The organism is Rossellomorea sp. QJM3NY_18, from assembly GCF_056173145.1.
In genome coordinates this window covers 1,370,519-1,396,526 of record NZ_CM149659.1, presented here as the reverse complement: position 1 = coordinate 1,396,526, position 26,008 = coordinate 1,370,519, and the positions used below count along the sequence as shown (strand labels likewise).

Sequence of the window (26,008 nt, the reverse complement as noted above, 5' to 3'; positions counted from 1 at the left end):
GCCAAAAACGGGAAATTATTTTTTAAGGTGTTTTAACACGACATCTGCCATGGCATCAATGAATTCCGGTTTGGCGTTCGGCATTTCCGGACGATAATAAGAAGCTCCGATATCATCTGTTACGACTTTACATTCATAATCATTGTCATAGAGTACTTCAAGGTGATCAGCCACAAACCCTACCGGTGTATAAACAAAAGTAGTGTAGCCCTTTTCCTTGTGAAGATCCCTTGTCAGATCCTGGACGTCAGGACCGATCCATGGGTCGGGAGTGTTCCCTTCACTTTGCCAGCCTACTGCATATTCCGTGACACCGGCTCCCTCTGCGATCATCTTCGCCGTTTCCTCTAATTGCTTCGGATAAGGATCGCCGGACTGCAGAATGCGTTCAGGAAGGCTGTGTGCAGAGACAATGAGCACCGCTTTATTTCGCTCTTCATCACTCATTTCTGCAAAGGTTTCCTTCACCCTGTCTACCCAGTACTGAATGAATTTAGGTTCCTCATACCAGCTTTCAATCGATGTGATCGTTGGACCGCCAAGCTTTTCCGCTGTCTCTTTCGCACGTCCATTGTACGATTTGACGCTGAACGTTGAGAAATGAGGGGCGAGTACGATGGAAACCGCTTCTTCAATGCCGTCATGATGCATTTGTTCCACTGCGTCTTCTACGAAGGGTTCGATATGCTTTAACCCAAGATACATTTTAAACTCAATGTTGTCTTGAACCGCATTCAAACGTTCCTCCAGGCTTTTCGCCTGATCAAGGGTGATCTTCGCCAGTGGGGAAATCCCCCCGATCGCCTCATAACGTCCCCGTAAGTCATCCAAAAGTTCACTGGAAGGGACTCTTCCATGGCGGATATGTGTATAGTAGCGTTCCAGATCTTCTTCTTTATATGGTGTACCATAGGCCATCACCAATAGACCCATTTTCTTCTTTGACATCCCATTTCACCTCATTGTCAGTTTCATACATTACATTATTGTGCCATGTTTCTTTAATAGAATCCATTTATAGACATGTGTGAATGTTCTCTACCTGGCACTGTATTCATGCACAAAGGCTGCTAATCGCTTTAATGTATCTGGATTGACTTGAGGGAATACTCCATGTCCGAGGTTAAAGATGTGACTTAAGTCCTTCCCTTGATCCAGGATCTCTTTGGCTTTTTCTTCAATTACGTCCCATGGTGCCAGCAGGATCGCAGGGTCCAGATTACCCATCACTGTTTTGGAGATGCCTCTTTCCCTTGCTTCTTTGATCGGCAATCTCCAATCAAGTCCGACTACATCGATGGGGAGATCATGCCATTCATTCGCAAGGTGGCTTGCTCCGACACCAAACATGATCAATGGTACATTCTCTTCCTTCAGTTCATTAAAGATTCTTTCCATGACCGGCTTGATGAATGTGCGATAATCCTGTACATTCAATGCACCTACCCAGGAGTCGAATATTTGGAAGGCAGACGCCCCTGCTTTGATTTGGGCTTTTCCGTAGGTGATTGTCATCGCTGCCAATTTATCCATTAAAGCAAACCAAGCTTGTGGTTCTGCATACATGAACGCTTTTGTTTTATTATAGTTTTTAGAAGGGCCACCTTCAATCATATAGCTTGCTATCGTAAATGGAGCTCCTGCAAAACCGATCAATGGGACCAATAATTGGTCCTGTGTCAGTAATTTGATTGTGTCCAATACGTAAGGAACATCCTGTTCAGGATTGATTTCCCCAAGCTTTTCAACGTCCGCAGTCGTACGGATGGGATTATCGATCACAGGACCGATGCCTGATTTGATCTCGACATCCACTCCAATCGAAGGAAGTGGGGACATGATATCCTTGTAAAGGATTGCTGCATCGACATCATATTGTTCCACAGGCAGCCTTGTCACATATGCACAAAGTTCAGGCTGGTGCGTGATCTCAAAAAGAGAATATTTCTCCTTGATCTTCCTGTATTCAGGCTGTGAACGACCCGCTTGTCTCATATACCAAACCGGAGTATAATCCGTTTTCTCTCCCCTTGCCGCTCGTAAAAAAGTATCATTCATCTGTTTCATACCTTTGTTCGTCCACCTTTCTATGTAACTCCATTGACCCTATTGTAAACTAATTTGAGTAGATTCTAAAATTGTCCTATATATAATTTGAACGTACAGATTGTAACCCTTTTAAACTATAGACGTTTTAGGGAGAATTGTATAGTTATCAAGGGAAAATGTCATAAATTTGCCGATTTTTGAAGAGTGGTGAAAAAATATCCAGCATTCATGTTACAAGAGAGAAAGAAAAGGGAAGAGTATAGTAGAAGTGACTACTTTATTGAGGTGATTTGGATGAAGCTATATATGACGACAGGCACACATGATTTCTTACAAAAAATAATGGATAAGCACGCGGGTGAAAAAATGCTCTTGATGCAGGGCGAAGATGCACTGCTTTTACATGAAACAAGCGGAGAAAGTGTCTTTGAATCTCCTCGCAGCTATGAAATTGTAGATCAATCAGGTGAACTTGAAAGTAAAGGATACGTAGTCTTCAACAACATCCCCGTATCAGACGAAGGAAGGCCGCTTTTTGAATACCGCTTTAAAAATCGTGCCGGTTTGATTGAAGAGGTGCCGGGGTTTACCGCAATTCGGGTTCTGAGACCACTGGACAACGATACATATGTGATCATGACCCTTTGGGAGGACGAACGAAGCTTCCTTGGCTGGCAGGAATCCAAGCAATACGAGAAGGCCCATGCAAAGAGGGGCACTGAAGAAGGAATTGATAATCAAAAGGATATCTTCCCACGTGCATCTTATGTAAGTAAATACTATGTTTCGGGTCAATCCTGAAGAAAAAGCTGCCTGAATTCCGGCAGCTTTTTCTTTTATAATCTTTACAATTGCAGCGGGTGTGTACATACATAATTACAAATGATTAACAGTATACTTAATCGTATTGGTTACAGACATCCTGAATGAAAGGAGAGGAGTTCCGATGAGTGAAACATGTTTGATTTTGATTGATTTTCAAAAGGCATATAGTGATTCTTCACGGGGAAAGCGGAATAATCCCGGTATGGAAAAGAACGCTTATCAGCTTTTGCATGGTTGGAGAGAAAAGGCGTGGCCGGTTGTACACGTGCAACATTCTTCTTTCGATATGGAATCACCACTTCATTCAAGTTCAAGAGGTTTTGATTTTATAGAGTGTTTCCGGCCTGTACAAAAAGAAAAACACATCATTAAGCATGTCAATAGCGCTTTTATCGATACAGATCTGGATTTATATTTAAAACGGGAAAAATATAAATCCCTTGTCGTAATGGGGTTCACAACCAATCACGGTATATCCACTACTGTTCGAATGGCCGCAGATCTGGGATATGAAGTGACGGTCCCAAATGATGCCACTGCATGCTTTGAAACCTATTCGTTTGACGGTTCCCTCTTTTCTGCTGAAATTGTTCATGGACTGTCCCTGGCAAATCTTCACCAAGAATTTGCTTCCATTTCTTCAACGGAGTCCCTGCTATCATCACGATTGAAATTAACTAAGCCGGTCATTTCTTAATATTCAAATTCGTTTTCAGCAGAATGGGCTTAGTCAAGGGGAATGATTTCATTCCTTTGACTAAGCCCATTCTGCTTTCTGCCTTATATAAAACTTCTCTACTCTTTCCTTGAGGCTTTAAACAAGATCCCGTTTCGATTCGCATAAATGGCTGCCTGGGTACGGTCCGTGACTCCAAGCTTACTCAAAATATTACTTACATGGGTCTTGACGGTCTTGATTCCGATAAATAACTCTTCTGAAATTTCCTGATTCGTCATGCCCTCACCCAAACATCTCAAAACATCCATTTCCCTTGTCGTCAACTCTTCATGAGCCTTTCTTACCTGCGGACGGAATCGGTTCATCATCTTATCGGCAACTTTGGATGCTATGACCGATTCACCCTTAACCGCTTTATAAACCGCCCCGGTTACTTCTTCTGCACTTGCCGTCTTCAATAAGTAACTATGAGCACCTGCTTCGATGGCAGGAAACACCTTTTCATCGTCATAATAGCTTGTAAGGATGATAATTTTACAGTGAGGATGAAAGGATAGGATCTTCCTTGTGGCTTCGATGCCATTCCCATTCTCCATTAATAAATCCATTAATATGACGTCGGGCATATACAGCTTGGCAAGCTGAGCTGCTTCATTTCCACTTTTCGCTTCTCCAAGCAAGTCAATTCGATCTTCTGTCAGCAAATAGGTTTTCATACCCAGCCGTACCATCTCGTGATCATCAACAATCATCACTTTAATCTTTTCCAAGTGGCTTCCCCCTTTGAATTAAACCGGGATGCGGAGATTAATATACGTTCCCTCTTTTTCTTTGGAGCGAATCTGAAATAATCCTCCTATTTCTTCCGCCCGCTCTCTCATCGTTTGAAGTCCGTAAGAGGTCATCTTGTTTTCCTTTAGATCAAACCCCTTACCGTTATCACTGATATACAAGGTGACATAGCCACCTTTCTTCTCCGTTACGATCTTTACTCTTGTTGCTTCAGAGTGACGAAGGATATTTGAAAGACTCTCCTGGATGATCCTGAACATATGTGTTTCAGTCCCTTTCGATAAGTCCTCCATTCCATCCAGGGTGGCATCGATCTCAATTTGCGTTTTTTCCTTCAGTTCTCTGATTAAGATGGTTAACGCTTCCCGAAGACTTTCACCCTTTAAATCAATCGGTCGAAGATGAAGAAGAAGGGCTCTCATCTCACCTTGTGCCTTCCCTGCAATATCGGCTACTTGTCTCACGATGATTTCAACCTTTTTATAATCTTTCCCGATGCATTTTTGCGCCGCTGAAGAAAGCATATTCAGGGCAAATAACTGCTGGCTGACAGAATCATGCAAGTCCCTGGCAAGCCTCTGCCTCTCCTCCATGACCGCAGCCTGGTGAGCCTGATCGGCAAGCTCTGACTTTTCATCTGCCAGCCGCTGAAGTGATTTGACCTGCTCTTGAATGAATACCGCAAGCTGATTCAATTCGTCCGATAAAATCCCCAACTCGTCATGATCATACCGGTCCACCCTTGCAGAGAACTTCCCACTTCGGAGTAAGGTGACAAAGGTGGAGATATCATCGATTCTGCCCTTGAATGTATACCCTGTACGAAAACCGAAATAAATGCTTAATAGTAATAAAATGATGGCCAGCCAAGTGGTCAAATAAATGGAAAGTTTAAGAGAGATACTGGGGTCCTCTGAAAGATAAAGATAGACTTGCAAAACGATAAAAAAAAGTAGAATGGCCATGACAGCCATCATCAAAAAGCTCTTGAAAATCCAATTTCGGATATTTGAGGTTTTATTCAATCTCATTCCTCCTCGCAACCTTTATATCCGGGTAATCCGGATCGAACCGATTTTTACATCAACAGTCAGCTTGATTTTTTTGCTTGCCTCGACATATCCGGGGGATCGATAATACAGTTCAGAACGAATATCGGCAGTTTTCTGTTCAAACAACTTCACATCCCCCACCTGCACCTTCAAAGTGATTTCCACAGGGACATTTTCCGGTATGATCATCTTCACATCACCAATCCATCCCTTGATATCAATAGGCGTTTCCCCTTCAGGAATGAAGGCTTTACTGAAATCAAAATAGTAATCTCCTATGGCGTTGTATAGCTTCATATTTTCCAGTGGCCAGTTCGGTTCTGAAAAACGGATATCCCCGACGATAAAGCCTCTGTTGATCTTATTTTTCTTTTGAGGGATCTTTTCACCCAGCGGCTGCTCCTCATCATGTGTTTCAGCTGTCTTATCAAACGGATAATCACTGCTTATACTCACTTGAATCGGTTTATTCCTGACAATCCGATGAATCGCAATAGCAATAATGATAACCGGCCATAACTTCCACCAGTTCACGTAATCGAAAACCAGCACATCGTATCTATCCAGCAGGATCAGCACCCCAAGTGCCAGGCTGAAAAGGCCGAATAGTAATTTACCGAAGCTTTTTTTCAAAAAGCTGTCTACTGACCACTTCAAACCCAGCAGCAATAACAAAATAGGAATAATATTGACAAATATCTGCGTTATTTCCAAGGAAATGACACCTATATTCAGTAATAATAGCCACAATCCTATCACCATCAGCAAAAATGAGAAAAACCATTGCTTTCTTCCTTTGTATCTCATACGAACACCACCTTCACATCACTTATAACTTTCGCTATTGAACTTGCCTATTCCTGTTACATCTTCCATTATAGATTGACTTTCATGATTGTTTGAGGAGCAGCGGAATGATTCAGCCTCAGTCCAGAGGCTGAAAAAATGTATGTTTCCTGTATCACACCTTATCTGCATTTTCATAATCTATAGTACAGATCAGGGCATATGCCCAAGGTTTGAGGAACAAATGTTGAGGAGGTTTTTCTAATGGGGATTGATTTGACTGCTCTTCATTGGATTTATTTAGTTTTCATAGGGTTGATCATCCTATTTATGGTTTTCAGAAAAGACACAACCATCGTATGTATTCTCGGGATCTTCAGTATCGCTTTGGTTGCCACGGGATCGATCAGTGGGTCAATCAGTAGTATATTTAATAGCTTTATCTTTGCCATCACTGAATTACTCTCAACCATTCTCGTCATTTCCATCATCGTTGCCATGAGTAAAGGACTGACGTCGACAGGGATTAATGATGTCATGATCCGACCGTTCACTAAGTTCATCCGCACCCCTGCTCTTGCGTACTGGACAATAGGTCTTGTAATGATGTTCATTTCGTGGTTTTTCTGGCCATCCCCCGCAGTGGCTCTATTGGGAGCCGTGTTGGTACCCGTTGCCTTACGGGTCGGATTACCGGCCCTCGGCATCGCCATGGCCATGAACCTTTTCGGTCACGGAATCGCCCTTTCAGGTGACTTTGTCATCCAGGCTGCCCCAAAGTTGACGGCGGACGCTGCAGGTATTCCTGTTTCTGAAGTTATTTCGGCAAGTATTCCCCTCATCATCGTCATGGGAGTCGTCACGACCGTTACTGCATTCATCTTCCTTAAGCGAGATATGAAAAAAGGGATCCTCACAGTCGATTCCAATTCCCTTGCAGCCATCGGTCCAGAGCAGGATTCTTCACATGATCTTTTATCATCCCGTTGGAAAAAGGCCATCGCGATCCTCATCCCCATTTTATTCGCTGCTGATATTACGGCAATGGTTCTATTCGATCTACAAGGCGGGGATGCAACCGCACTTATCGGGGGAACCTCCATCATCATACTCTTATTGATTTCTTTGGCCGCCTATAGAGGAAAAGGATTAGAGAAAACGACCAGTTTCATGATTGACGGGTTTCAGTTCGGATTTAAAGTATTCGGTCCGGTCATACCGATTGCCGCTTTCTTCTATTTAGGGGACTCAGGGTTCCAAACGATCATCGGGGATTTCCTTCCGGCAACATCACATGGAATCGTCAATGATCTTGGTGCATCCCTTGCTGCTGCCGTCCCTCTTTCCAAGGCGGTGGGAGCGATTACCCTTACGACGGTCGGTGCCATCACGGGACTTGATGGATCAGGCTTCTCAGGTATTTCTCTTGCCGGTTCCGTCGCCAATTTATTCGCTGAAAGCATCGGTTCCGGCATTGCTACCCTAACGGCCCTTGGTCAGGTGGCAGCCATCTGGGTCGGAGGCGGGACTCTCGTACCATGGGCACTCATTCCGGCAGCAGCTATCTGTGGAGTCGACCCATTCGAACTTGCCAGGCGGAATCTGCTCCCCGTCGTCATCGGACTGATCGCAACTACCATCGTAGCGATGTTTTTAATCTAAAGATAGAGGGACGGACCTTCCGAGTGAAGGTCCGTCCCTCTTATTTTGCAGGGCGCTTTTCATATAAGAAAATACATAGCACGAAAAATGAATAACCCAGAAGGAAACCGGCAGCTACATCAGTAGGATAGTGAGCCTGTTCCGCTACCCGGCTGAATCCTGTCAACAGGGAAAGGATGACGGCCAAAGTGAAAATCATTACTTTGATTCCCAGGGACGAAATCTCTTTACTGATGAAATAAGCGATGACCAGCAGAAAGACAAGTCCCACCATGGCGTGACCACTGGGAAAGCTGAATCCTTCTTCTCCATGGGAAAATGGTGGCCTTTCACGCTCCATCAAACCTTTGATGGCTTTATTCAGGACGTTACTTCCCGCTACCAGTACCACGACAGTAATGATTCCTGCATAATCCTTTTTAATCCACCAAAGAAACAGAATCAGGACGATTGTGGCAATTCCGATGACCAGTTCGGTCCCTATCACTGAAAATAGTTCTAAAACATTCAAGTCACCCATGTTTGTCAGAAGATAATCTTCTCCGAACACCTCCAAGTCATGATAAACAAAATGGGCAATGGTCATAAAAAGTACAAATGAAATGATTGCCGTAATGGATAAAATTTTATTCATCGGATCCCTCCTTGAATTTCACTTAACCCCTCTTCCCGGGAACTTTTAGTGTTATAATATTCGTAATATTCACCAAACATTAGGAGGTTGGGGACTTGCTGAATGAATTATATCAGAAATTAGAAGATCGTTGGATAGAAATGGTTAAAATTAGAAGATTTCTTCATCAACACCCGGAATTATCCTTCCAGGAAAAAAATACGGCAAAGTATATTGCGGATTACTACAAAAAAATCGGGGTCCCCGTTCAAGAACAAGTCGGCGGCAATGGTGTGGTAGCGAGAGTGGAAGGTGCTCTCCCCGGTAAGACCGTGGCTCTCCGTGCTGACTTTGACGCCCTTCCCATACAGGATGAAAAGGAAGTGGAATATCGTTCTACCGTTCCGGGCGTCATGCACGCCTGTGGTCATGACGGCCATACCGCTACACTTCTGGTACTAGGGAAAACCCTTCATGAAATGCGCGACTCCATTCCAGGAACAGTCGTTCTTATTCATCAGCACGCTGAAGAATACGCACCGGGGGGAGCTAAGTCCATGATTGAAGCGGGATGCCTTGAAGATGTGGATGTGATCTTCGGCACCCATTTATGGGCAACCGAACCGCTTGGAAAGGTCCTTCACCGAACTGGTCCGATCATGGCCGCTGCGGACCGCTTTGAAATTGTCATTAAAGGATCAGGAGGTCACGGGGCACAGCCTCACAAAACGAAGGATTCCATCGTGATCGGGGCTCAAGTTGTTGCAGAACTTCAACAAATCGTCAGCAGAAGAGTAAACCCGATTGATCCAGCCGTCGTGACCATCGGGTCCTTTATAGCTGATAATGCGTTTAACGTAATAGCCGATTCAGCTAAATTGATTGGAACGGTACGGACCTTCAACCCGGAAGTCAGGGACTTTATTGAAGAAGAAATCGAACAGATCCTGAAAGGCGCCTGCCTTTCAGGCCGTTGTGATTATGAATATGTATATGAGCGGGGTTATCCGCCCGTTGTCAATCACCCTGAAGAGACAAATCTATTCATTCAAAGTGCAGATACTGTAGATGAAGTGCATACGGTGGAAGAAATTGAAATGCAAATGGGCGGTGAGGATTTCGCCTTTTATTTAGAACATGTAAAGGGTACTTTCTTCTTCACGGGAGCAAAGCCCGACAATGTGGAAACAGCCTTCCCACACCACCACCCCAAGTTCGATCTTAACGAAAAAGCACTTCTCATTGCAGCAAAATCATTGGCCGGTGCAACACTTCACTACCAGGATAAACATTCCGTTTCCGAAGCCGTTCCGAAATAACACAAAGAAGGATCGGACGCTCGCATCCGATCCTTCTTTTTTAATAAAAGCGATGATTTTTTTCAATTTTACTGACCACCAACACCCACCAGATCAAGAGGGGCTGAAACAATAGTCTGACCCAAAGCAGCAGTTGATTGGCATCTTCCTGTCCCGGAGCCGGAATTCCTTTAATGGCCGCGTAGATATTTGCAGGAAATACAAGAACTAAATATATCGCTGTGATGATCCCGGTTTTTTCACGAGTCTTCGGAATCAACAGCAGGACTGACAGAATGAATTCAATGATCCCCGTAATATAAACAAGCTCTTCCCTTAAAGGAATAAACGCAGGGACCATTTTCGCAAATCCTTGAGCTTCAATAAAATGAAAGAATCCTGCCAGAAAGAAGAAGAAGGAGAATAAAATAAGCCCGACTATCTTCCATGCTTTTTTCCGTTTATTCATCTATTCCACACCTCACTAAACACAATTTACCCTACCTTTATCACTATACATGAAGTCATTGCGGAAAGAAAAAGATGGGTTTGTCATCACAATGACCCCGACAAAAAGAAGGCCGATCATGACGATCGACCTTCATACGATACTATTCTAATGCATTAAAGTAGCGAATCCGATAAGCAAACTTTGCCACTTCACCAAGCTGATCCAAAAGCTGATAATTCGCATAGGCACCCACAACAGCCCCGACTCCCGGAATGAGCTGGAGCATCTTCACCAAATCGATGTAATCCCGATATTCCTGTTGAAAGGTTTTCCAGTCAAGTTCCTTCAGCTTTTCTTTTTCATCCTCCCAATTCTCAATGATGTGCAGGACCTTCTTCTTATGGGTATCGCTTGAGAATGCAAGTTGAAAAACATATAGAAGAAATAGACGTTCCTCATATTGTTTGGGATCATAACCATGGATCAGGGAGCATTCACTCAAAAATTTCATCTTAATAGACAGGAGCAATGGAAAATCCGCAAGACCAAGGAAGATCCCCCCGGCACCGGTTCCCGCCCCTTCGATGGTGGCAGCTTTCCGGTAAAATTCCATTCGTTCCTTCATCACGACTTCCCGTTCCTGCAGCGCTGACCTACGGGGAATCTTCTGAAGAGACACCCATTCGCTTCCCTTCAGAGTGGCCTCCACCATTTTCTTGATGCTTTCCGTGACAACTTTATGTGCTTTCTCAGGTATCCACTCATTCACTTTCGTTTGGGCCTGTTTGGAAACCCTCTGAAAGATGGATGACTTCCTGGTGTATCTTCGTTTCCACTGCTCAAGCTCTTCTCTCTCATGGTTCACTTTAGAACCACCATCCTTTTTCATCAGCCTTTACTCATATTATGTTCATCTTACCTGTTTCATTAAAAAAGGGTTTCTTCCATCTTCTTCAATCTTTGCCCCAGGTAGAACTGACTGAAAAAAATGGAAAAGGATAAGCCTGCGAGCAGCGTGATCAATCCCGGCAGCCACTCTCCCCTTACAAAAAGGGGCAGGGAAAACACAAGTGCCTGAATCATCATCGACTGGCTCATGATTTTCTGAAAAGATAATGTTTTCAATTCTCTTGAAACGGGGTAAATGAGCACCCAGATCTTATAGTCAAAACGCTTGAATAATGGAATCATCTGAAAAGCAGTCAAATAAAGAAAGACCATAGCCGTCAGGATACTGAAGACGAAAGAAGAATTTGAATAGATCAGCAACACACCGATCAGGGTCAAACGTATATACAGACCTGAATATTCACTTGTCCTCACAAGCGAGCGAAGATATAAATAGCGATAGGTTGATGCTTGTGAGAAAGGCGCCTTCACAAGCCAGTCGAGCCATTTTCTCCGATGTACTTTCCCTTTCAGCTTTGGAACATCCGTGAACATATTGGCGATGCGATAAAAGAACAGCATGCGCTGCTCTTCAAGATTGATCAATAAATCCCATTTAAGGTTCTTACCCTTTGTTGCTTGTTGAAAATAAAATGCATAGCCGAGCATCAAGACAGCCACGACGATTGTCATCCAAAGGGAAGCTCCCGATAAAACAAGGAACACAAGAGCCCCACTCAACAGAAAACGTGCCAGGTTGTCCGTCAGGTGAACTTCCCTCTCCTGAAACCTTAACATGAACCAGCGAACATAAAGATTCCATATTTTTATGACCAATACTAAGGCAAGTAACGGAAAGAAGCTTCTGAAACTGTTTCCGGATACAGCTACATACATAGGCATAAGGGCAGCCAGGACAAGCAGTTGAATGTAGGATTGGAACAAGAAGCTGATCCAGATACATTTCCTGAAATATCCGGATAGACGTTCTTCTAAAGGAAGAAGAAATACAGCATCCGCTTCCCGGAGGAAGGTGTAAACAGGACTCCATGCCAATAAGAGACCAAGTATGACTGCCATGATAAGAGGAGCCGGGAATGTTGGCTCGAGTGTCTTCACCCACTGATTATACGTAAACGCCGCGCCTCCCAATGCGAAGATCAGGACGAATAATAAATGATCGTTGAACATGTACTTCAAATACTTTTGAAGTTCCTGGTTATACTCCACAATCCTCTTTTTCCAGATGCCCTCCACGTTATTCATCATGGGATTCTTCCTTTGTCAGCTGAATATATATATCATCTAAGGTGGCTTCAGGCATAGTAAACTCCCTGCGAAGCTCTTCGAGAGTCCCTTTAGCCCGGATTTCCCCTTCATGAAGGATGATGAATGAATCGCAATATCTCTCGGCAGTGGCTAATATGTGGGTAGACATCAGGATGCCTGCCCCATTTTGTTTCATCTCCTGCATCCAAACAAGTAAGGACTGGATCCCGAGTGGGTCCAATCCGACAAACGGTTCGTCTATGATGTACAGACTGGGCTGGATAAGAAAGGCACACATGATCATCACTTTTTGTTTCATCCCTTTAGAAAAATGGGCAGGAAACCAGCTCATCTTCTTCTCCATGCGAAACGCTTTCAACAATTTGTCGATTCTTCCCTTATATTCCGCATCTGATAACCCGTAGGCCATGGCCGTAAGCTTCAGGTGCTCCTCCAGGGTTAGTTCATCATATAAAATCGGTGTTTCCGGTATGTATGAAAATTGTTTGCGGTATTGATCGGCATCCTTTTTCAACGTATGGCCATTGATGGAGACTTCACCTTGCTTTGCCTCCATCAGACCGATGATATGCTTGATGGTCGTACTCTTACCTGCCCCATTCAATCCGATTAACCCGACAATTTCATTCGATTGTATGGAAAAGGAGATATCCTTCAATACCGGCTTCCTTGTATAACCGCCGACAAGATTCTTGATTTCTAATAGTGACACGAGCAGCAACGTCCTTTCTCTTCAACGTATTATTTCTATTTTACCAAAATTTTAGGGTGAAGGCATGTTTTGAATATGGATCTTTTTCCCCTAGAGGCTGGAATGATGAATAATCAAATTATTAATTAGGATCACTTGCTACACCGCTATTGATTTCCGTGCAAGACTTCGCTTTCCTCGGGGCGGAAGGTAAGCCTCCTCGTCGCTAACGCTCCTGCGGGGTCTTACCAATTCCGCTTTTCCCGCAGGAGTCTTCGTCTTGCACTCCAATCAATAGCTAGATCCTGCTGTAACTGAATATGCTTTAGGAATAATTGCAAAAGGCCCGTTTTTCCAGGGATTTGTTATTCATACACAAACTATAGTTTTTGAATTCGGTCGTTTGGGAGTCTTAGCAGAATGGGTCATTACTGCAACTAAAAGGATAAGAGTGGTGTATGCATTGGTGTAGCAATCTCACCATTCCATTATTTTAGTGAAACACTTACACTTGGATAGTTGATTGGAGCGGAAGGTGCTCGACTCCTGCGGGAAACGCGGGAAAGTTGAGACCCCACAGGGCAAAGCCCGAGGAGGCTCAACTCACGCCCCGCGGAAAGCGAGCACCTGCAGCGGAAATCAACCAGCACTCACTCCTTCTTAGGTGGAAATTTTTACGACAACCGTTGAATAACACACCTTCCATATTTTAGTATTCATAACCATCCCCAAGAATGCACAACATATTATCAGAAGGGGCCAGCAATAAGAAAAAGGGGATGGTTGTTAAAGACCAGCTAACCGATTTCACTATTGTTTGCGACTTGAAGGATTCGTCGTCTTCTTTAGTGAATGACACACTCACCCAATTCATTTCATCAAAAATTTGATAAATGAGGTGTTTGTTAAAGCACATTTTGACTGAATCAACTTACTTTAGTAGCTTACCTTAGCTTATTAGATAAGGGGATGGTCAGTTTGCACAGAGTCATTCATGTTTCTAACGATTTACACATATCATCCTTATAGCAAATGAGGTGTTTGTCCAAGACGGCTAACAGTTTCTATTGTCTGAATGCTTAACTAGCAAAAAGATAAGGGGATGGTCGCATTGAACAATGTTCATTCTACCCAAGAATGGTACCACTACAGTAGCTACTAGCGAATGAGGTGTTTATCAAAGAGTATGAAGCCTGACATTTAAACCTTTAGAGTTTTACCCCTTCTAAGAAGAGAGGCAGGAAAATCGTTCCTGTCTCTTCTTCATTTATTCTCACTTTAATGGTAAAATATTTACACCATTACTGAAAGGTGGAAATGAGCATGAGTGACTGTATTTTTTGTAAAATCATCGATGGAGAGATCCCGGCAATGAAAGTGTACGAAGATGACCATGTCCTTGCATTTCTCGACATCAGCCAAGTGACGAAAGGTCATACACTCCTTATTCCGAAAGTACATAAAGAAAACGTCTACGAGCTGACCCCTGATGTGGCAAGTCACCTCTTCTCTGTTGCACCAAAGATCGCAAACAGCATCAAAGCTGAGTTTAACCCTGTGGGAATGAACCTTTTAAGCAATGCAGGTGAAGAAGCAGGGCAATCCGTCTTCCATTTCCATATGCACTTCATACCACGCTACGGCAATGGAGATGGTTTCGGAGCTGTATGGAAAACCCACAACGACGACTACAGCCACGAAGATTTAAAAACGATCGCCGATTCTATCGCCCGGCATCTGTCATAGAATTGAAAGCCCCGCCCTTTGTGAGTGAAGCGGCCGGGCTTTTTTCAGACATTTTCATCTTTGACACGGAGTATCTATATGTTATAATGTACCTATCTTTTCGCTGATGGCAACAGTGCACATTAGGAGAAGCAGAATACAAAGTATAGCTTAGTTGAGGAGAGATGAGAAATGAATACAAAAACACTTGTATCCCTGTCATTATTAGTAGGGATCGGAGCGGTACTGCACACAGTGATCCCGGGCATATTCCTAGGGATGAAACCGGACATGATGCTGACGATGATGTTCTTGGGAATCATTCTGTTTCCCGCAAAGAAAAACGTCTTGCTATTAGGTTTACTGACAGGAGTCATTTCAGGATTGACAACACAATTCCCTGGTGGTTTCTTACCAAACCTGATCGATAAACCAGTCACGGCATTCGTCTTTTACGGATTATTCCTGGCAACAAAGAAAATCACTCGTTCACTGGTAGGCGCTTCTGTTCTAACCGCAATCGGTACCCTCGTATCAGGAAGCGTATTCCTGCTTTCTGCATATGTGATCGTTGGCCTGCCTGGAGCTTTCTTCGCTCTATTCGCAGCAGTCGTCCTTCCGGCAACACTTGTGAACGCCGGCGCAATGTTCGTTGTGTATCCGATCATCAACGGTATTTTAAAACGTTCAACCATTCGAGAAGCTGTCACAACAGAACAGCTTTCCTAAACGAAATAATAAAAATACCCTCCATGAGTTGTGATCCTTCACATAATGGGGGGCTTTTTTTATTAACTGACTGCAAACCAAAGCAGTATCCCTAAAAGAAACGTGATCAATCCACCTGAACCCAATATGGTCGCACGCTTTTTTAATATATTTTTAGGAGGATACATTCCAGGTCTTTGAATACTAATGAAGTTATATACCATACTTAGAAATAAAACAGTACTGAGAGCAAAGAATCCAAAGATTATTCCATCCGTTCTGTAAGAACCTCCCCCTTTTCCCCACCTATTATCTTATTTTTATGCGTTTAAAGAGAAAGATATGAACCGACTTGTTTCAATCTGTTCTAAAAGGGAAAAGGAGAATACAATCTGATTGTAGAAATATAGTATTATAGAAATAGAAGAACGAGGTGAACATAGTGAATAAAAAATCTCTTGCCTACGGATTATTAATCGGTGGAGTGGTTGGAGGAGTCGCATCCCTGCTGACATCCCCTTCATCAGGTAAAGAAATCCGTGCACAAATCAAAGACAAGAAAGATGATTGGACAGTGGTCATCGAGGAGATGAAAGGCCACATCGGTGAATTGAAAGAGTCAATCGGCACCCTGTCGCAGGAAGGAAAGGAAACTGTCCTTCAGCTTTCCAAGGATCTTCAAGCTTCCTTCAAGCAGTGGCAGGCTTCAACCGAGCCGAACAACCAGCGCCTTCAGGAAGAAATCCAATCCATCCAACGAACCATCGAAGCGCTTGAAAAATCGATCAACTCCGCCAATACAACGAATCAATAACCCTATCCCCGTTTTGCCTTTCGCCCATTTCCGGGTTATGGCTTGCGGGGATTCTTTTTTATTTAAAATAAAATTTATTTTCACCCCGATTTTTTTCAGAATAGTGATTCCCTATACGAATCCCGTCATTACAGGGTTCAAACCCTCTAACATTTCTAATATGAAGCCGGTAAACCAACCAGAAATTATATACTTCGAAAAATTTTGTCAATTTAGCCTTTATTAATTATTACTTTATTGGCATAATAAAATATAAGCGCTTTCTTTTTTGATGATCGTTGTTTTAGTGAATCCTTTGGAACTGCTTACAACGCAACCATTTCAAGAATAGCTTATAGTAAAAAAAGATTTTCTAGCAAAGTGGGTGAATGAGATGAAGGAAAGAGAATTTACTTTGAAAGAGGCAATGCTCTTCAGTCAAAGGATGGCTCAGCTTAGTAAAGCTTTGTGGAAGGCCATAGAAAAGGACTGGCAGCAATGGATCAAGCCATACGACTTAAATATCAATGAACATCATATTCTCTGGATTGCGTATCATTTAAAGGGTGCTTCCATATCGGACGTGGCCAAATTCGGTGTTATGCATGTTTCAACGGCATTTAACTTCTCGAAGAAATTAGAGGAACGTGAACTTCTTGAGTTTTCCAAACGGGAGAATGATAAGCGGAATACGTATATTCAACTGACGGCCAAGGGGGAGAATATCCTTCTCGATCTAATGAAGAACTATCAGCCGGAAAGTCATTCTATCTTCAAGGGAGTGGCTCCATTACGGGAATTGTATGGGAAGTTCCCTGAAATGATCGAAATGATGACCGTCGTTCGTAATATTTATGGAAATGATTTTATGGAAATATTCGAAAAGTCATTTCACAATATTGAAAATGATTTTTCTGATGATAATGGAAAGCTCGGTGAACTGTTTGAAGATGAGGAAGAACTTGCCTGATCTATAAGCTCTTCTGTAATTGTTTCATCAAAGCTGGATAAATATTCTGAACCAGGCAACTATTCACGACTTCATGCACCTTCAGCTTTGCATGAAGCTCTTCTTCAAATTCTTTAAAAAGCGGAGTATTGTATACGAATTCTTCCGCTTTTTGTTTTTCAAGTTTCATGCTCAATCTATCACAAGCATGAAAGAACTCCTTCACTTCCTTCTCTGACAATCCATTTTTAATGATCAGACGATAAAAAGGAAACCCATTTTCAGGGCACATTTCAGCCATCAACCTCTGATGGTATTCAAGTTTTTCTATTCGCTTCATTAGTTCGTGCATCTTTATCACCCGCTATTTATCTCATACTCTTATTGTACAGAAACTATAACATACCTGTCGCCCAAAACTCCCTCCAAAAAATAAGAAAAATCCTTCTAAAATGTATTGATTTTTTCCGGCAATCGTAATAAAGTATGTAAAGCACTTATTTAACCACTATTCGTCTAATGGAGGCGATTTTTTTTATGCATTGCTGGAAAACAATCAACCTGGAAAAACAATTTGGATTTTACCGAGTCTTTTTACTTTCATCCATCATCATGATGATGGTATTCTCATTAATATACGTACCAATCAACTTACTATTTCCGAGTGCTTTTTACGATAAGCATTTCCTGGGATTCTTCGTGGGACTGATCAGTATCTATCCATTGCATAAATTTTTTCACATCGTGCCCATCTTGCCTTTCGTGAGAAAAATAAAATGCAAATGCAACCGAAAAATGCTTTTTTTGCCGATACTTTCATTGCGGGTGGATCAGCCAATTTCAAAATACCGTTATTTGGTCGCCCTTGTGGCTCCATTCTTTGTACTGAACAGTATTTTATTATACGGGTGCTTCCATTTCCCACATTATTCGCATTACTTTACTATGCTCCTTGCATTTCATTCAGGGATCTGTGCCATTGATTTCATTTATGCGAAACAGTTGATGGACTCACCAAAGAATGCATTAATCGAAGAAAATGATGATGGATATGAAATATTGATTTATCAGTAAGGATGATGGATGGCCATTGATGCATACACTCGATGGATGAAATCATCCTTCTCATATTTTCGGGATGATTCGCTGCTTTCATTTAACTGTTCTTCATACCGGTAGGGTATCATATACGAAAAAAGCTTCATTTACATGAACGTAGGCAACACTCTTGCTACCAATTAGGGAAATAATTTGGTAATGTATAGTCTATAGGAGATAACGGGGAGGGGTTTGGATGATCTCCATGTTTTTAGTATTTGCTGTCTTCATCTTATTTTATATAAATAAAATGACCAACGCATTATGTTTACAAAAAGAAATACCTGAAGAACGCCAACCTAAGGTATTTAGGACCATCAATATCCTAATCACCATACTGCTGGTTTCTTCTTACATAGAGATACTATTTACATAGAACATGAAATGCGAGAAAAAAGCAGATCCTTATAAACCGGATCTGCTTTTTAATCTATTTATATTAGCAAACGTATGCTGCACCAATGATGATTAACAAAATGAATAAAACTACGATTAACGCGAAACCTCCGCCGTACCCGCCGCAAGCACCTGACATATGCGCTTCCTCCTTTCATGTATGAAAAGCATAAACATATGAATATGAAGCAAAAGGGGCCAGCCTTTCTTAAGGTATTGCCCCCTCTTACAGTCTTTATCCGGTGAACCTAAACCCTGAGGCTAAATTATAGCCATGCTGCACCCACAATGATTAACAGGATGAACAGTACTACGATTAACGCGAAACCTCCGCCGTATGCGTGACCCATAACTTTCCACCTCCTTTGAAGCGCTACTTTATCTTATTCAAGTTAGCTGCCTTTTGTTTTAGGCAAATGTCATAAATTTATTTTTTTAGTAAATATATGCGGCACCAACGATGATTAATAAGATGAACAGCACTACGATTAACGCGAATCCGGAATTGTATCCACAGCTCATATTTATTACCTCCTTTTCTCTCTTCGCTCTTATCATATGAAAGTACCTAGGAAATGGGTGTGTAAAATGCCCATTTTTCTGAAGATTAGTTTGGAAAATATTTTTTAAAATGGAAGAAGTGTGTTATAGTATGTTTTGTAGATTTTGACAAGCCATCAAACGAAATTATTGTAGGAGTTGGTCACCATGAAAAAATGGATCATTTCAGTATCATTGGCTGCGGGAGTCGTAGGACTTGCAGGATGCAGCGGTGACGGTGCTGAAGGAAACAATGACGTTGTTGCAACAACAAAAGCCGGAGATGTAACAAAAGATGAACTTTACAAATCAATGAAACAAAAATTCACTCCACAAATGGAACAGGCCCTTCAGGAACTGGTGTATACAAAAGTCCTCGAAGAAAAGTATGATGTGTCAAAAGAGGAAGTTGATGAAAAGCTGAATGAAGCGAAGGATCAATTAGGGCCTCAATTTGATAGTTTCTTACAACAATATAACCTGGACGAAAAGTCGTTCAAACAATATTTGAAGCTTCAATTACTTCAAGAAAAAGCTGCGATTTCCGACGTGAAAGTAACGGATAAAGAAGTCAAAGAGTACTACGAGAAATGGAAGCCAGAAATTAAAGTTCGCCATATCCTTGTAGAAGATGAAAAAACAGCGAAAGAAGTCAAACAAAAATTGGCTGATGGAGCGAAATTTGAAGATATCGCCAAGGAGTACTCTACAGATCCCGGTTCTGCTGAAAACGGCGGAAGCTTAGGATGGGTAGACTACGCTGGGCGTCAAAACTTTGTCCCAGAATTCTCTAAGGCACTGGACACTCTGGAAAAAGGCAAAGTAAGTGAGCCGATTAAAACAGAATATGGATATCACATCATCGAAGTGACTGATAAAAAAGAAAAGAAATCCTTTGACGAAATGAAAAAGGAAATCGAAAAAGAATTGAAGCTTTCTAAAGTGGATCCTCAGAAAATCCAGGAAGCGATGAAAGCTGAAATCGAAAAAGCTGATCTGAACATCAAAGATAAAGATTTGAAAAAATCATTCGATCAAGTATTGAATCCTCCTGCAGCACCTGAAGGCGGAGCTCCGGCAACGGAAAAACAGGAATAATAAAAAAGGACTGACGGCTATCGTAAGCCATCAGTCCTTTTTTATGTTTGATCAAGACGTCAGTTGACGCCTTTTCTCTTTTTCCTCTTCCATTCGATGAATAAAGACTTCTCCTTCTTTCTCAATCCACTCATCTTCAATCGTCTTTTCTTCCTTCGCCGATTTGATCGTCATAAAGGCACTCCCGAAAATTCCTGCTACAACCAGGTACATCCAAATAGGCAGGGTCATTTGCTTCATCTCCTTATAGGTTTGTCCTCTTTTATTTACACTATATGAGGCCCTGGAAGAAAACATGACCGTAAGATAAAAATAAGAATCCGGCAATGGACCGGATTCTTGGAATCTTTATTTATGAAAGGTTGGTTTATAGAATGAACGGTTGTCGAGTGCGAATACTCTCTCCGTATACTCTCCCGGCTTCACCCGTTCAAGTGCCCGGTCTAGCATATTCATTTTTGCGTCAACATTATCGATGTAGTGAAGGATCTCTGCTTCCCGGATGAGTGGTGGCTTAGGACTTCCCCACTCGGCTTTTCCGTGATGACTCAGCACGAGATGCTGAAGAATCATGACCTCTTCGCCTTCGATTCCCAGTTCATCCGCTGCTTTCCCGATTTCATTCACCATGATCGAAATGTGACCAATCAAATTCCCTTCAATCGTGTATGTTGTCGAAGTAGGACCCGACAGCTCGATGACTTTCCCTAAATCGTGAAGGATAACCCCGGCATAGAGAAGGTCCGAATCCAGGGAAGGATACAGTCCGGCAATGGCTTTCGAAAGATCCAGCATCGAGACCACATGATAGGCAAGGCCTGATACGAATTCATGATGATTCTTCGTAGCTGCCGGATACTCAAGGAAAGGTTTTTGATACTTCTTAATCAGGTGCCTGGTGATGCGCTGGATGTTCGGGTTCCTCATTTCAAAGATATACTGTGTAATCTTGCTTGTCATCTCATCTATGCTCACCGGCGCCGTTTCAAGGAAATCTGAAATGGCAAAGCCATCCGCCGGGGAAGCTGGCCGGATCTGTTTGATTTTAAGCTGATTTTTACCACGGTAACTGTGTATATCACCGACAACCCTGACGATCGTTTCAGGTTGGTATGCCTTCTCATCCTGCTCAGAAGCATCCCAGAGCTTCGCTTCCATGTCTCCGCTCTTATCCTGCAGAATCAGCGTGAGAAACGGTTTTCCTGTATTGGTGGTACCTTTGGTCATTTGCTTGATTAATAATGGCAAGTCGATCGTCTCACCTACGCTGAAATGTGTAATACCTGACATCTCTTCTCCTCCGTTCCACTATAAAAGTAGTTTCAGTATATCATATTTTTGTACTCAGGTAGTCCGGATCGGCTCCTTCCTCTTTAACACAATCACCTCTTCATCCGTGAACGATTGTTTGATATGGGGGTGGCAGGTAAAGAATAACACTTGATGATCCCTTGCCACTTTCCTTAGGAGCGAAAGAAATGCCTTTGTTCTGGTTAGGTCAAAGTTGACTACCCCATCATCAATCAGAACAGGCAAAGGATATTTGTCACCGATTGATTGAATGAGGGCAAAGCGGATCGATATAAACAGCTGCTCTTTCGTACCTTGACTGAGTTCGATTGCATGAAAAGTGGTTCCATCCATCCTCCCAACTTTGATCATTTCATCATCCAGTAAGAAAATGCGTTGATAATGTCCTTCTGTCAATTCCCTGAAGTTTTCTTCTGCAAGCTCTATGACTTTCGGCATTTTGGTTTTCTGATATAGTTCCATTGTTTTCCTTAACGAGTCCCTCGCCAATGTATATGTAGTCCATTCAAAGGCAAGCTCCCCAAGCTCGGCTTTTTTGCTTTGGAATTCTTGAAGGATGGCCGAATGGCTCTTGCCTTCTTCTAACGTTTTGATTTCATACGAAAGGGAGGCGAGCTCTTTTTGATGAGCCGACAACTCTTTTGACAACTCATCTATGGATTGTAAGACCCGGGTCGACTCCTTCCTGCTTTCTTCCAGCGATTGAAAATCAAGAAACACATCAAGGGTTTTTTGGGTCAATCTTGTTTTCATCCCCCTATATTGAGACCAGAGTTCACTTCGTTCCTGAACCTTCTGAGCCTTTTCCCGGAATTCCATTTCCCCCGTGCAACCAGCTACATGAATAAGGTCATGTATATCATGGCGAATTTTCCCAACTTCTATGGAATGTTTTTCGATATCCAAAGATAAAGGCTCTAATTCTGCAGCAATATTTTCAACTACCAGCTGACGTTTCTCCAGATCCTGCAACATCCTTTTCAATTGAAGCAGCGCTTCGTCCACTGTCGTGAACAAGAGGGCATGCCGGTGGAACCAATCACGGCATTCTTCAGTGAATGCTTTCACTTTCTCCTCTGAATAAGCTTCTTCATCGGATAAATGAGTATATGTTTCATAAGAATAGACTAATTCTTTCATCTTGGCATATGCATCACGCAGCCACTTCCAATGAAAATCGGCAGGTAAGTATAATTCCCTTTTCAGACGTTCTATCCTTCCCTCTCCCTGTACGATTGCTTTCTCAAGCTTTTCCTTCCTCTCATGAAGCTTCTGTATCTTCAGCTCCTGCTCTTCTAACGATAGGACCCGCTGCTTCCACTCGTTGCGAAATTCCATTTGTTCCAAAAGTCTTTGTTCTGCTATATCCAGAGTCTCGGTTTTATCCGGTTGGATATCTTTGGCTCTTTCCTTGAGTTTTTGGAGGGTGAAGGTTTCTTTCCTGACATTCTTCCTCGATTGAAAGATGGTTCCACCGACAGTCATCAGAAACAGCAAGCTCATACCTGCCATGATCCAATTGCCGGAGAACATACCCCATAAACCGAATCCCATTACAATCAGGAATGCTCCCCCACTGATAAGCATCTGATACGAATAGGAAGCTTTTTTTCGGTTATAGTTTTCCTCGGCCTCCTTCAGTTGGAGGTTTACCCATTCCATCTGTTCCCTCGTAGAATGCTTTCCGGTAAGAGCTTTGACCTTCCGCTGTAATTCTTGATATCCATCCTCTTCCATTAATCGTTCTTCTAAGTTTTCGCATTTTTTTTCAATGGCCTGAAGTTCTTCCATTTCCTCTTCCTGAAGCTTATCCAAGCTTTCCCGTTCATGAAGGAGTTTGGTCTGATGGTCCAAAGTCTGCTGGATGTTTTCAGACATCACCAGACTTGTGTTCAATGACGGGATATTTTCCATTTCAATCTGCAGCCCTAATTCCCTGATTGTGTCGCTGATTTTACTTTGGACCATTCTCAATTCTCTGCTTCGTTCCCCGCTCTCTTCTTTCCATTTCAAGTAAGAGGATTGCCGGGACAATAGTTTCTCCATATAGGGAATGTCTTCTCTTAATGTAAGATCCAGATCTTTTGATTCCAACTTTTCATGTAGATTCTTTTGTTTACTTTGCAGGGTATCTAGATAGGCTGACGTTTGTCTTTCTTCGATTTTCAGCTCATTCATTTGTTCTAATCCGTTTGGAGGGAAGTCAAGGTCATTCAGCTGGGAGAGGCGCTTTTCCACATCATAGAAATGGACAAGGGTATCCCAATTTTCATTTACGGAAACAAGATTTTCCCTCTTATCAGAAAGAAGCTCCTTTTCCTTCTCCATGACTGATATTTCTGATTCCAGAGATCTACGTCTCGCTAGGAGCGGCAGGTACTGATCGTTTTTCTCTTTTCCTTCCTTTATTTGTTTTTCTAGATCTTTTAGTTCGGAAAGCACTACATTGATCTTCGGTTTTCTACCTGACTTTTTAAACAGCAGTTCTCTTTCTTTCTGCCAGTCCTGCGAAAGCTTCAATAGAAGGTCCGTCCCTGTAGAACCCGCTGTGAATAAATACCGGTTCAGTTCCTCTTTTTTGAGTCGCTGGATGTTTTGAAGACCATCCAGGTTGAATGAGAAGATGTTTTGATAAGTGGACCGGTCCATTTTGCCCAATAATTGTTGGAGGGTTTCTTCCCCCTCTACTCTTCCATCTTCAAATTGGACGGTTACGTCTCCTGCAGCCTTCCCTCTGATCCGTTCGATGCTCACAATCCCTTGATCATCCATTTGGCAAAGGATTTTCCCACCATACTCGGTCGATGATTTCGGGACGTACCTCAACAAAGATTGCTGTTTCGTTGGAAATCCGAATAGAATACTATGAATGAAGGACATGATCGTCGATTTACCCGCTTCATTTTCTCCATAGAATAATTGAAGATCCCTAAGTGTATAATGCTTGTTCTCAAGCTTCCCATATCCGTATATATGGAGTTCCATCAGCTTCAATTTCTTTCACCCCCACTTTTCAGTAAGTGCTTCGTTTCTTCTATCAGATCATCCTTCTCTTCTCCCTCCAAAGGTGCAAGAAATCGGTAGATCGACGGATGTTCATACAGCTCTGCCAGGACTTCATTCCACTCTTGCCCTTCCAAGCTTTCAAGGGTTAAAATCACTTCCTGTAGAAAGGGATCCCTTTCCTTTAACCCTCTGGTGCCTGGAGACCGGCGTATGGAGTGAACCCATTTCAATCCCCCATGACTTTCAATATCGGATTGCAGTGCCTCCAGAAGATCACCACTTTCAACCTTCCTCATCATATCTTCAGGGAGCGAATCTACATCGGTTAAGACGATTTCAATCAAGCTATCTTCACTTATGATTTCCATCGCCTGATGGATGCGCTGAAATACCTCACCAAACCGGACTATACCATGCAGGGATACATCACATGTTTCCCATATCAAATCATGGGTGGGAATGAACGTCAGCTCTGTCTGATGCTCACCAAGTACGAGCTCATAGCACCCCTTTGCTCCGGTCTCCTTTCGATGCCTGCCCTGGATATTTCCGGGATAGACGATAAATGGCTCTTCATGCAATATCCGGCGTTGATGAATATGTCCGAGTGCCCAGTAATGGTAATTCTTCTCCAATAATTCATTTATCGTAAAAGGGGCATACGTTTCATGAGAAGAATTCATGCTCCCTTCACTTCCATGCAGGATCCCGATTGTATAACGCTCTGCCGATCCTTTAGGATATTCCCCGATCCTTCTTTCCCGGATATGCCTTGTTCCATAGCTGAACCCCACAATATCAACCAGGGTACCATTCCTTGTGGTAAGCTGTTTCACTTCGGTTTTCTCGTGAAAAATATGTATATTATCCGGCATATCCAGTTCTAATCGACGGCTGCCGAGATGATCATGATTTCCGTGGACGACGTATACTGGAATATCATGTGAATGAAGAATTTGAAATTGTTTCACTAATTTTGCCTGGGCCCTTATGCTTCGGTCTTCTTCATCAAACAGATCCCCACTGAGAATCATAAAGTCGATCCCTCTTTCAATCGCTTCTTTCACCACTTTTTCAAAAGAAGCAAAGGTACTATTATGTATTCGTTCAAATACTTCTGTTGGTAAATGCTTCAGTCCTGTAAACGGACTGTCCAAATGTAAGTCTGCTACATGAAAAAACCGTATGTTCTCCATGAAGTCCCCTCCTTCAACACTACGAATATACGTTCTGCTATTCATTCATTATATCCTAAAACCGGGGAAAATTTCAGTATGTATTCACAATTTATCCGATTCACGAAAAAAA

Annotated in this window: 30 protein-coding genes; 11 read left to right on the top strand and 19 right to left on the bottom strand. The window is 42.5% G+C overall.

From position 1 onward, the window contains the following. Window positions 1-15 precede the first annotated feature (15 nt). The gene (gene hemH / locus AC0VXY_RS07235) at window positions 16-948 is read right to left on the bottom strand and encodes a ferrochelatase (protein WP_475527410.1); all 933 of its coding nucleotides are present in this window, start codon (window positions 946-948) and stop codon (window positions 16-18) included. A 90-nt stretch (window positions 949-1,038) separates the two neighbouring features. Beyond that, complete coding sequence (hemE, locus tag AC0VXY_RS07230; protein ID WP_475527409.1) at window positions 1,039-2,067, bottom strand: uroporphyrinogen decarboxylase; 1,029 nt, start codon at window positions 2,065-2,067, stop codon at window positions 1,039-1,041. A 276-nt stretch (window positions 2,068-2,343) separates the two neighbouring features. Between hemE and AC0VXY_RS07225 the strand changes: the two genes are divergently transcribed. Both AC0VXY_RS07225 and AC0VXY_RS07220 read left to right on the top strand, forming a co-directional pair. Beyond that, the gene (locus AC0VXY_RS07225; RefSeq protein WP_475527833.1) at window positions 2,344-2,850 is read left to right on the top strand and encodes an antibiotic biosynthesis monooxygenase family protein; all 507 of its coding nucleotides are present in this window, start codon (window positions 2,344-2,346) and stop codon (window positions 2,848-2,850) included. 145 nt (window positions 2,851-2,995) lie between these two features. Then, window positions 2,996-3,571: a cysteine hydrolase family protein gene (locus AC0VXY_RS07220; protein WP_475527408.1), complete on the top strand. Its 576-nt coding sequence runs from the start codon at window positions 2,996-2,998 to the stop codon at window positions 3,569-3,571. Window positions 3,572-3,669: 98 nt separating this feature from the next. Here the strand turns inward: AC0VXY_RS07220 and AC0VXY_RS07215 are convergent, their stop codons facing one another. Genes AC0VXY_RS07215 through liaF form a run of 3 tightly spaced genes read right to left on the bottom strand, consistent with a single transcriptional unit; the run spans window position 3,670 to window position 6,204 of the window. Further along, a complete protein-coding gene (locus AC0VXY_RS07215; protein WP_475527407.1) occupies window positions 3,670-4,323 on the bottom strand; it encodes a response regulator transcription factor in 654 nt (217 codons plus the stop codon). Window positions 4,324-4,341: 18 nt separating this feature from the next. Beyond that, complete coding sequence (locus AC0VXY_RS07210) at window positions 4,342-5,370, bottom strand: sensor histidine kinase (RefSeq protein WP_475527406.1); 1,029 nt, start codon at window positions 5,368-5,370, stop codon at window positions 4,342-4,344. A 21-nt stretch (window positions 5,371-5,391) separates the two neighbouring features. After that, window positions 5,392-6,204, bottom strand: coding sequence for a cell wall-active antibiotics response protein LiaF (gene liaF, locus AC0VXY_RS07205; RefSeq protein WP_475527405.1), 813 nt, complete (start codon window positions 6,202-6,204; stop codon window positions 5,392-5,394). Between the two features lie 243 nt (window positions 6,205-6,447). On the opposite strand from liaF, the gene AC0VXY_RS07200 reads away from it, so the two are divergent. Then, on the top strand, window positions 6,448-7,845 hold the full coding sequence (locus AC0VXY_RS07200) for a hypothetical protein (RefSeq protein WP_475527404.1): 1,398 nt from the start codon (window positions 6,448-6,450) through the stop codon (window positions 7,843-7,845). A gap of 40 nt (window positions 7,846-7,885) precedes the next feature. Here AC0VXY_RS07200 and AC0VXY_RS07195 read toward each other — a convergent pair whose 3' ends face one another. Next, a complete protein-coding gene (locus AC0VXY_RS07195) occupies window positions 7,886-8,479 on the bottom strand; it encodes a phosphatase PAP2 family protein (protein WP_435992041.1) in 594 nt (197 codons plus the stop codon). A 95-nt stretch (window positions 8,480-8,574) separates the two neighbouring features. Here AC0VXY_RS07195 and AC0VXY_RS07190 point away from each other — a divergent pair, with 95 nt between their 5' ends. After that, window positions 8,575-9,777 (top strand): M20 family metallopeptidase, encoded by a 1,203-nt coding sequence (locus tag AC0VXY_RS07190; protein ID WP_475527403.1) that lies wholly within the window; start codon window positions 8,575-8,577, stop codon window positions 9,775-9,777. Between the two features lie 40 nt (window positions 9,778-9,817). On the opposite strand, the gene AC0VXY_RS07185 is transcribed toward AC0VXY_RS07190, so the two are convergent. From AC0VXY_RS07185 to AC0VXY_RS07170, 4 genes are all read right to left on the bottom strand, one after another. Next, window positions 9,818-10,225 carry a DoxX family protein gene (locus tag AC0VXY_RS07185; protein ID WP_435992045.1) on the bottom strand — a complete coding sequence of 136 codons (408 nt, stop codon included), beginning with the start codon at window positions 10,223-10,225 and terminating at the stop codon, window positions 9,818-9,820. Window positions 10,226-10,367: 142 nt separating this feature from the next. Further along, on the bottom strand, window positions 10,368-11,096 hold the full coding sequence (locus AC0VXY_RS07180; protein ID WP_475527402.1) for an EcsC family protein: 729 nt from the start codon (window positions 11,094-11,096) through the stop codon (window positions 10,368-10,370). Between the two features lie 38 nt (window positions 11,097-11,134). After that, a complete protein-coding gene (locus AC0VXY_RS07175; RefSeq protein WP_475527401.1) occupies window positions 11,135-12,364 on the bottom strand; it encodes an ABC transporter permease in 1,230 nt (409 codons plus the stop codon). Beyond that, complete coding sequence (locus tag AC0VXY_RS07170) at window positions 12,354-13,097, bottom strand: ABC transporter ATP-binding protein (RefSeq protein ID WP_435992051.1); 744 nt, start codon at window positions 13,095-13,097, stop codon at window positions 12,354-12,356. The genes AC0VXY_RS07175 and AC0VXY_RS07170 overlap by 11 nt, the downstream gene beginning before the upstream one ends. Window positions 13,098-14,399: 1,302 nt before the next feature. On the opposite strand from AC0VXY_RS07170, the gene AC0VXY_RS07165 reads away from it, so the two are divergent. Together AC0VXY_RS07165 and AC0VXY_RS07160 are read left to right on the top strand one after the other, a co-directional pair. Next, the gene (locus tag AC0VXY_RS07165) at window positions 14,400-14,822 is read left to right on the top strand and encodes an HIT family protein (RefSeq protein WP_435992053.1); all 423 of its coding nucleotides are present in this window, start codon (window positions 14,400-14,402) and stop codon (window positions 14,820-14,822) included. 171 nt (window positions 14,823-14,993) lie between these two features. Next, the gene (locus AC0VXY_RS07160) at window positions 14,994-15,530 is read left to right on the top strand and encodes a tryptophan transporter (RefSeq protein ID WP_475527400.1); all 537 of its coding nucleotides are present in this window, start codon (window positions 14,994-14,996) and stop codon (window positions 15,528-15,530) included. 62 nt (window positions 15,531-15,592) lie between these two features. On the opposite strand, the gene yhzF is transcribed toward AC0VXY_RS07160, so the two are convergent. Further along, window positions 15,593-15,775 carry a membrane protein YhzF gene (yhzF, locus tag AC0VXY_RS07155; protein WP_475527832.1) on the bottom strand — a complete coding sequence of 61 codons (183 nt, stop codon included), beginning with the start codon at window positions 15,773-15,775 and terminating at the stop codon, window positions 15,593-15,595. 176 nt (window positions 15,776-15,951) lie between these two features. Here yhzF and AC0VXY_RS07150 point away from each other — a divergent pair, with 176 nt between their 5' ends. Then, the gene (locus AC0VXY_RS07150) at window positions 15,952-16,323 is read left to right on the top strand and encodes a YtxH domain-containing protein (protein WP_435992059.1); all 372 of its coding nucleotides are present in this window, start codon (window positions 15,952-15,954) and stop codon (window positions 16,321-16,323) included. A gap of 373 nt (window positions 16,324-16,696) precedes the next feature. Beyond that, window positions 16,697-17,272 (top strand): HTH-type transcriptional regulator Hpr, encoded by a 576-nt coding sequence (locus AC0VXY_RS07145; RefSeq protein WP_435992061.1) that lies wholly within the window; start codon window positions 16,697-16,699, stop codon window positions 17,270-17,272. 1 nt (window position 17,273) lies between these two features. On the opposite strand, the gene AC0VXY_RS07140 is transcribed toward AC0VXY_RS07145, so the two are convergent. Next, window positions 17,274-17,603: a DUF1878 family protein gene (locus tag AC0VXY_RS07140; protein WP_475527399.1), complete on the bottom strand. Its 330-nt coding sequence runs from the start codon at window positions 17,601-17,603 to the stop codon at window positions 17,274-17,276. A 185-nt stretch (window positions 17,604-17,788) separates the two neighbouring features. Between AC0VXY_RS07140 and AC0VXY_RS07135 the strand changes: the two genes are divergently transcribed. Further along, window positions 17,789-18,325 (top strand): DUF3267 domain-containing protein, encoded by a 537-nt coding sequence (locus AC0VXY_RS07135; protein ID WP_435992064.1) that lies wholly within the window; start codon window positions 17,789-17,791, stop codon window positions 18,323-18,325. A gap of 220 nt (window positions 18,326-18,545) precedes the next feature. Next, window positions 18,546-18,725, top strand: a complete 180-nt coding sequence (locus AC0VXY_RS07130; RefSeq protein WP_034763303.1) for a hypothetical protein — start codon at window positions 18,546-18,548, stop codon at window positions 18,723-18,725. Window positions 18,726-18,788: 63 nt separating this feature from the next. Here the strand turns inward: AC0VXY_RS07130 and AC0VXY_RS07125 are convergent, their stop codons facing one another. The 3 genes from AC0VXY_RS07125 to AC0VXY_RS07115 form a co-directional block, all read right to left on the bottom strand. Then, window positions 18,789-18,884: a YjcZ family sporulation protein gene (locus tag AC0VXY_RS07125; RefSeq protein ID WP_079534381.1), complete on the bottom strand. Its 96-nt coding sequence runs from the start codon at window positions 18,882-18,884 to the stop codon at window positions 18,789-18,791. A gap of 127 nt (window positions 18,885-19,011) precedes the next feature. Then, window positions 19,012-19,095 (bottom strand): YjcZ family sporulation protein, encoded by an 84-nt coding sequence (locus AC0VXY_RS07120; RefSeq protein WP_060670486.1) that lies wholly within the window; start codon window positions 19,093-19,095, stop codon window positions 19,012-19,014. Window positions 19,096-19,180: 85 nt separating this feature from the next. Beyond that, window positions 19,181-19,267 carry a YjcZ family sporulation protein gene (locus AC0VXY_RS07115; protein ID WP_034763301.1) on the bottom strand — a complete coding sequence of 29 codons (87 nt, stop codon included), beginning with the start codon at window positions 19,265-19,267 and terminating at the stop codon, window positions 19,181-19,183. 186 nt (window positions 19,268-19,453) lie between these two features. Here AC0VXY_RS07115 and AC0VXY_RS07110 point away from each other — a divergent pair, with 186 nt between their 5' ends. After that, window positions 19,454-20,383, top strand: coding sequence for a peptidylprolyl isomerase (locus AC0VXY_RS07110; RefSeq protein WP_435992067.1), 930 nt, complete (start codon window positions 19,454-19,456; stop codon window positions 20,381-20,383). Between the two features lie 51 nt (window positions 20,384-20,434). Here the strand turns inward: AC0VXY_RS07110 and AC0VXY_RS07105 are convergent, their stop codons facing one another. From AC0VXY_RS07105 to AC0VXY_RS07090, 4 genes are all read right to left on the bottom strand, one after another. Further along, the gene (locus tag AC0VXY_RS07105; RefSeq protein ID WP_435992069.1) at window positions 20,435-20,614 is read right to left on the bottom strand and encodes a sporulation YhaL family protein; all 180 of its coding nucleotides are present in this window, start codon (window positions 20,612-20,614) and stop codon (window positions 20,435-20,437) included. Window positions 20,615-20,731: 117 nt separating this feature from the next. Then, window positions 20,732-21,673, bottom strand: coding sequence for a 3'-5' exoribonuclease YhaM (gene yhaM / locus AC0VXY_RS07100; protein WP_435992071.1), 942 nt, complete (start codon window positions 21,671-21,673; stop codon window positions 20,732-20,734). A 54-nt stretch (window positions 21,674-21,727) separates the two neighbouring features. Further along, window positions 21,728-24,679, bottom strand: coding sequence for an ATP-binding protein (locus AC0VXY_RS07095; protein ID WP_475527831.1), 2,952 nt, complete (start codon window positions 24,677-24,679; stop codon window positions 21,728-21,730). A gap of 5 nt (window positions 24,680-24,684) precedes the next feature. After that, complete coding sequence (locus AC0VXY_RS07090; RefSeq protein ID WP_475527398.1) at window positions 24,685-25,896, bottom strand: metallophosphoesterase family protein; 1,212 nt, start codon at window positions 25,894-25,896, stop codon at window positions 24,685-24,687. Between the last annotated feature and the right edge of the window lie 112 nt (window positions 25,897-26,008).

Bases quoted from the DNA above. Each gene is read 5' to 3' on its own strand.
- hemH (WP_475527410.1), bottom strand. From the start codon at position 948: ATGTCAAAGAAGAAAATGGGTCTATTGGTGATGGCCTATGGTACACCA.
- hemE (WP_475527409.1), bottom strand. From the start codon at position 2,067: ATGAAACAGATGAATGATACTTTTTTACGAGCGGCAAGGGGAGAGAAA.
- AC0VXY_RS07225 (WP_475527833.1), top strand. From the start codon at position 2,344: ATGAAGCTATATATGACGACAGGCACACATGATTTCTTACAAAAAATA.
- AC0VXY_RS07220 (WP_475527408.1), top strand. From the start codon at position 2,996: ATGAGTGAAACATGTTTGATTTTGATTGATTTTCAAAAGGCATATAGT.
- liaF (WP_475527405.1), bottom strand. From the start codon at position 6,204: ATGAGATACAAAGGAAGAAAGCAATGGTTTTTCTCATTTTTGCTGATG.
- AC0VXY_RS07200 (WP_475527404.1), top strand. From the start codon at position 6,448: ATGGGGATTGATTTGACTGCTCTTCATTGGATTTATTTAGTTTTCATA.
- AC0VXY_RS07195 (WP_435992041.1), bottom strand. From the start codon at position 8,479: ATGAATAAAATTTTATCCATTACGGCAATCATTTCATTTGTACTTTTT.
- AC0VXY_RS07185 (WP_435992045.1), bottom strand. From the start codon at position 10,225: ATGAATAAACGGAAAAAAGCATGGAAGATAGTCGGGCTTATTTTATTC.
- AC0VXY_RS07180 (WP_475527402.1), bottom strand. From the start codon at position 11,096: ATGAAAAAGGATGGTGGTTCTAAAGTGAACCATGAGAGAGAAGAGCTT.
- AC0VXY_RS07175 (WP_475527401.1), bottom strand. From the start codon at position 12,364: ATGATGAATAACGTGGAGGGCATCTGGAAAAAGAGGATTGTGGAGTAT.
- AC0VXY_RS07165 (WP_435992053.1), top strand. From the start codon at position 14,400: ATGAGTGACTGTATTTTTTGTAAAATCATCGATGGAGAGATCCCGGCA.
- AC0VXY_RS07160 (WP_475527400.1), top strand. From the start codon at position 14,994: ATGAATACAAAAACACTTGTATCCCTGTCATTATTAGTAGGGATCGGA.
- AC0VXY_RS07145 (WP_435992061.1), top strand. From the start codon at position 16,697: ATGAAGGAAAGAGAATTTACTTTGAAAGAGGCAATGCTCTTCAGTCAA.
- AC0VXY_RS07140 (WP_475527399.1), bottom strand. From the start codon at position 17,603: ATGCACGAACTAATGAAGCGAATAGAAAAACTTGAATACCATCAGAGG.
- AC0VXY_RS07135 (WP_435992064.1), top strand. From the start codon at position 17,789: ATGCATTGCTGGAAAACAATCAACCTGGAAAAACAATTTGGATTTTAC.
- AC0VXY_RS07130 (WP_034763303.1), top strand. From the start codon at position 18,546: ATGATCTCCATGTTTTTAGTATTTGCTGTCTTCATCTTATTTTATATA.
- AC0VXY_RS07125 (WP_079534381.1), bottom strand. From the start codon at position 18,884: ATGTCAGGTGCTTGCGGCGGGTACGGCGGAGGTTTCGCGTTAATCGTA.
- AC0VXY_RS07120 (WP_060670486.1), bottom strand. From the start codon at position 19,095: ATGGGTCACGCATACGGCGGAGGTTTCGCGTTAATCGTAGTACTGTTC.
- AC0VXY_RS07115 (WP_034763301.1), bottom strand. From the start codon at position 19,267: ATGAGCTGTGGATACAATTCCGGATTCGCGTTAATCGTAGTGCTGTTC.
- AC0VXY_RS07110 (WP_435992067.1), top strand. From the start codon at position 19,454: ATGAAAAAATGGATCATTTCAGTATCATTGGCTGCGGGAGTCGTAGGA.
- AC0VXY_RS07105 (WP_435992069.1), bottom strand. From the start codon at position 20,614: ATGACCCTGCCTATTTGGATGTACCTGGTTGTAGCAGGAATTTTCGGG.
- yhaM (WP_435992071.1), bottom strand. From the start codon at position 21,673: ATGTCAGGTATTACACATTTCAGCGTAGGTGAGACGATCGACTTGCCA.
- AC0VXY_RS07095 (WP_475527831.1), bottom strand. From the start codon at position 24,679: ATGGAACTCCATATATACGGATATGGGAAGCTTGAGAACAAGCATTAT.
- AC0VXY_RS07090 (WP_475527398.1), bottom strand. From the start codon at position 25,896: ATGGAGAACATACGGTTTTTTCATGTAGCAGACTTACATTTGGACAGT.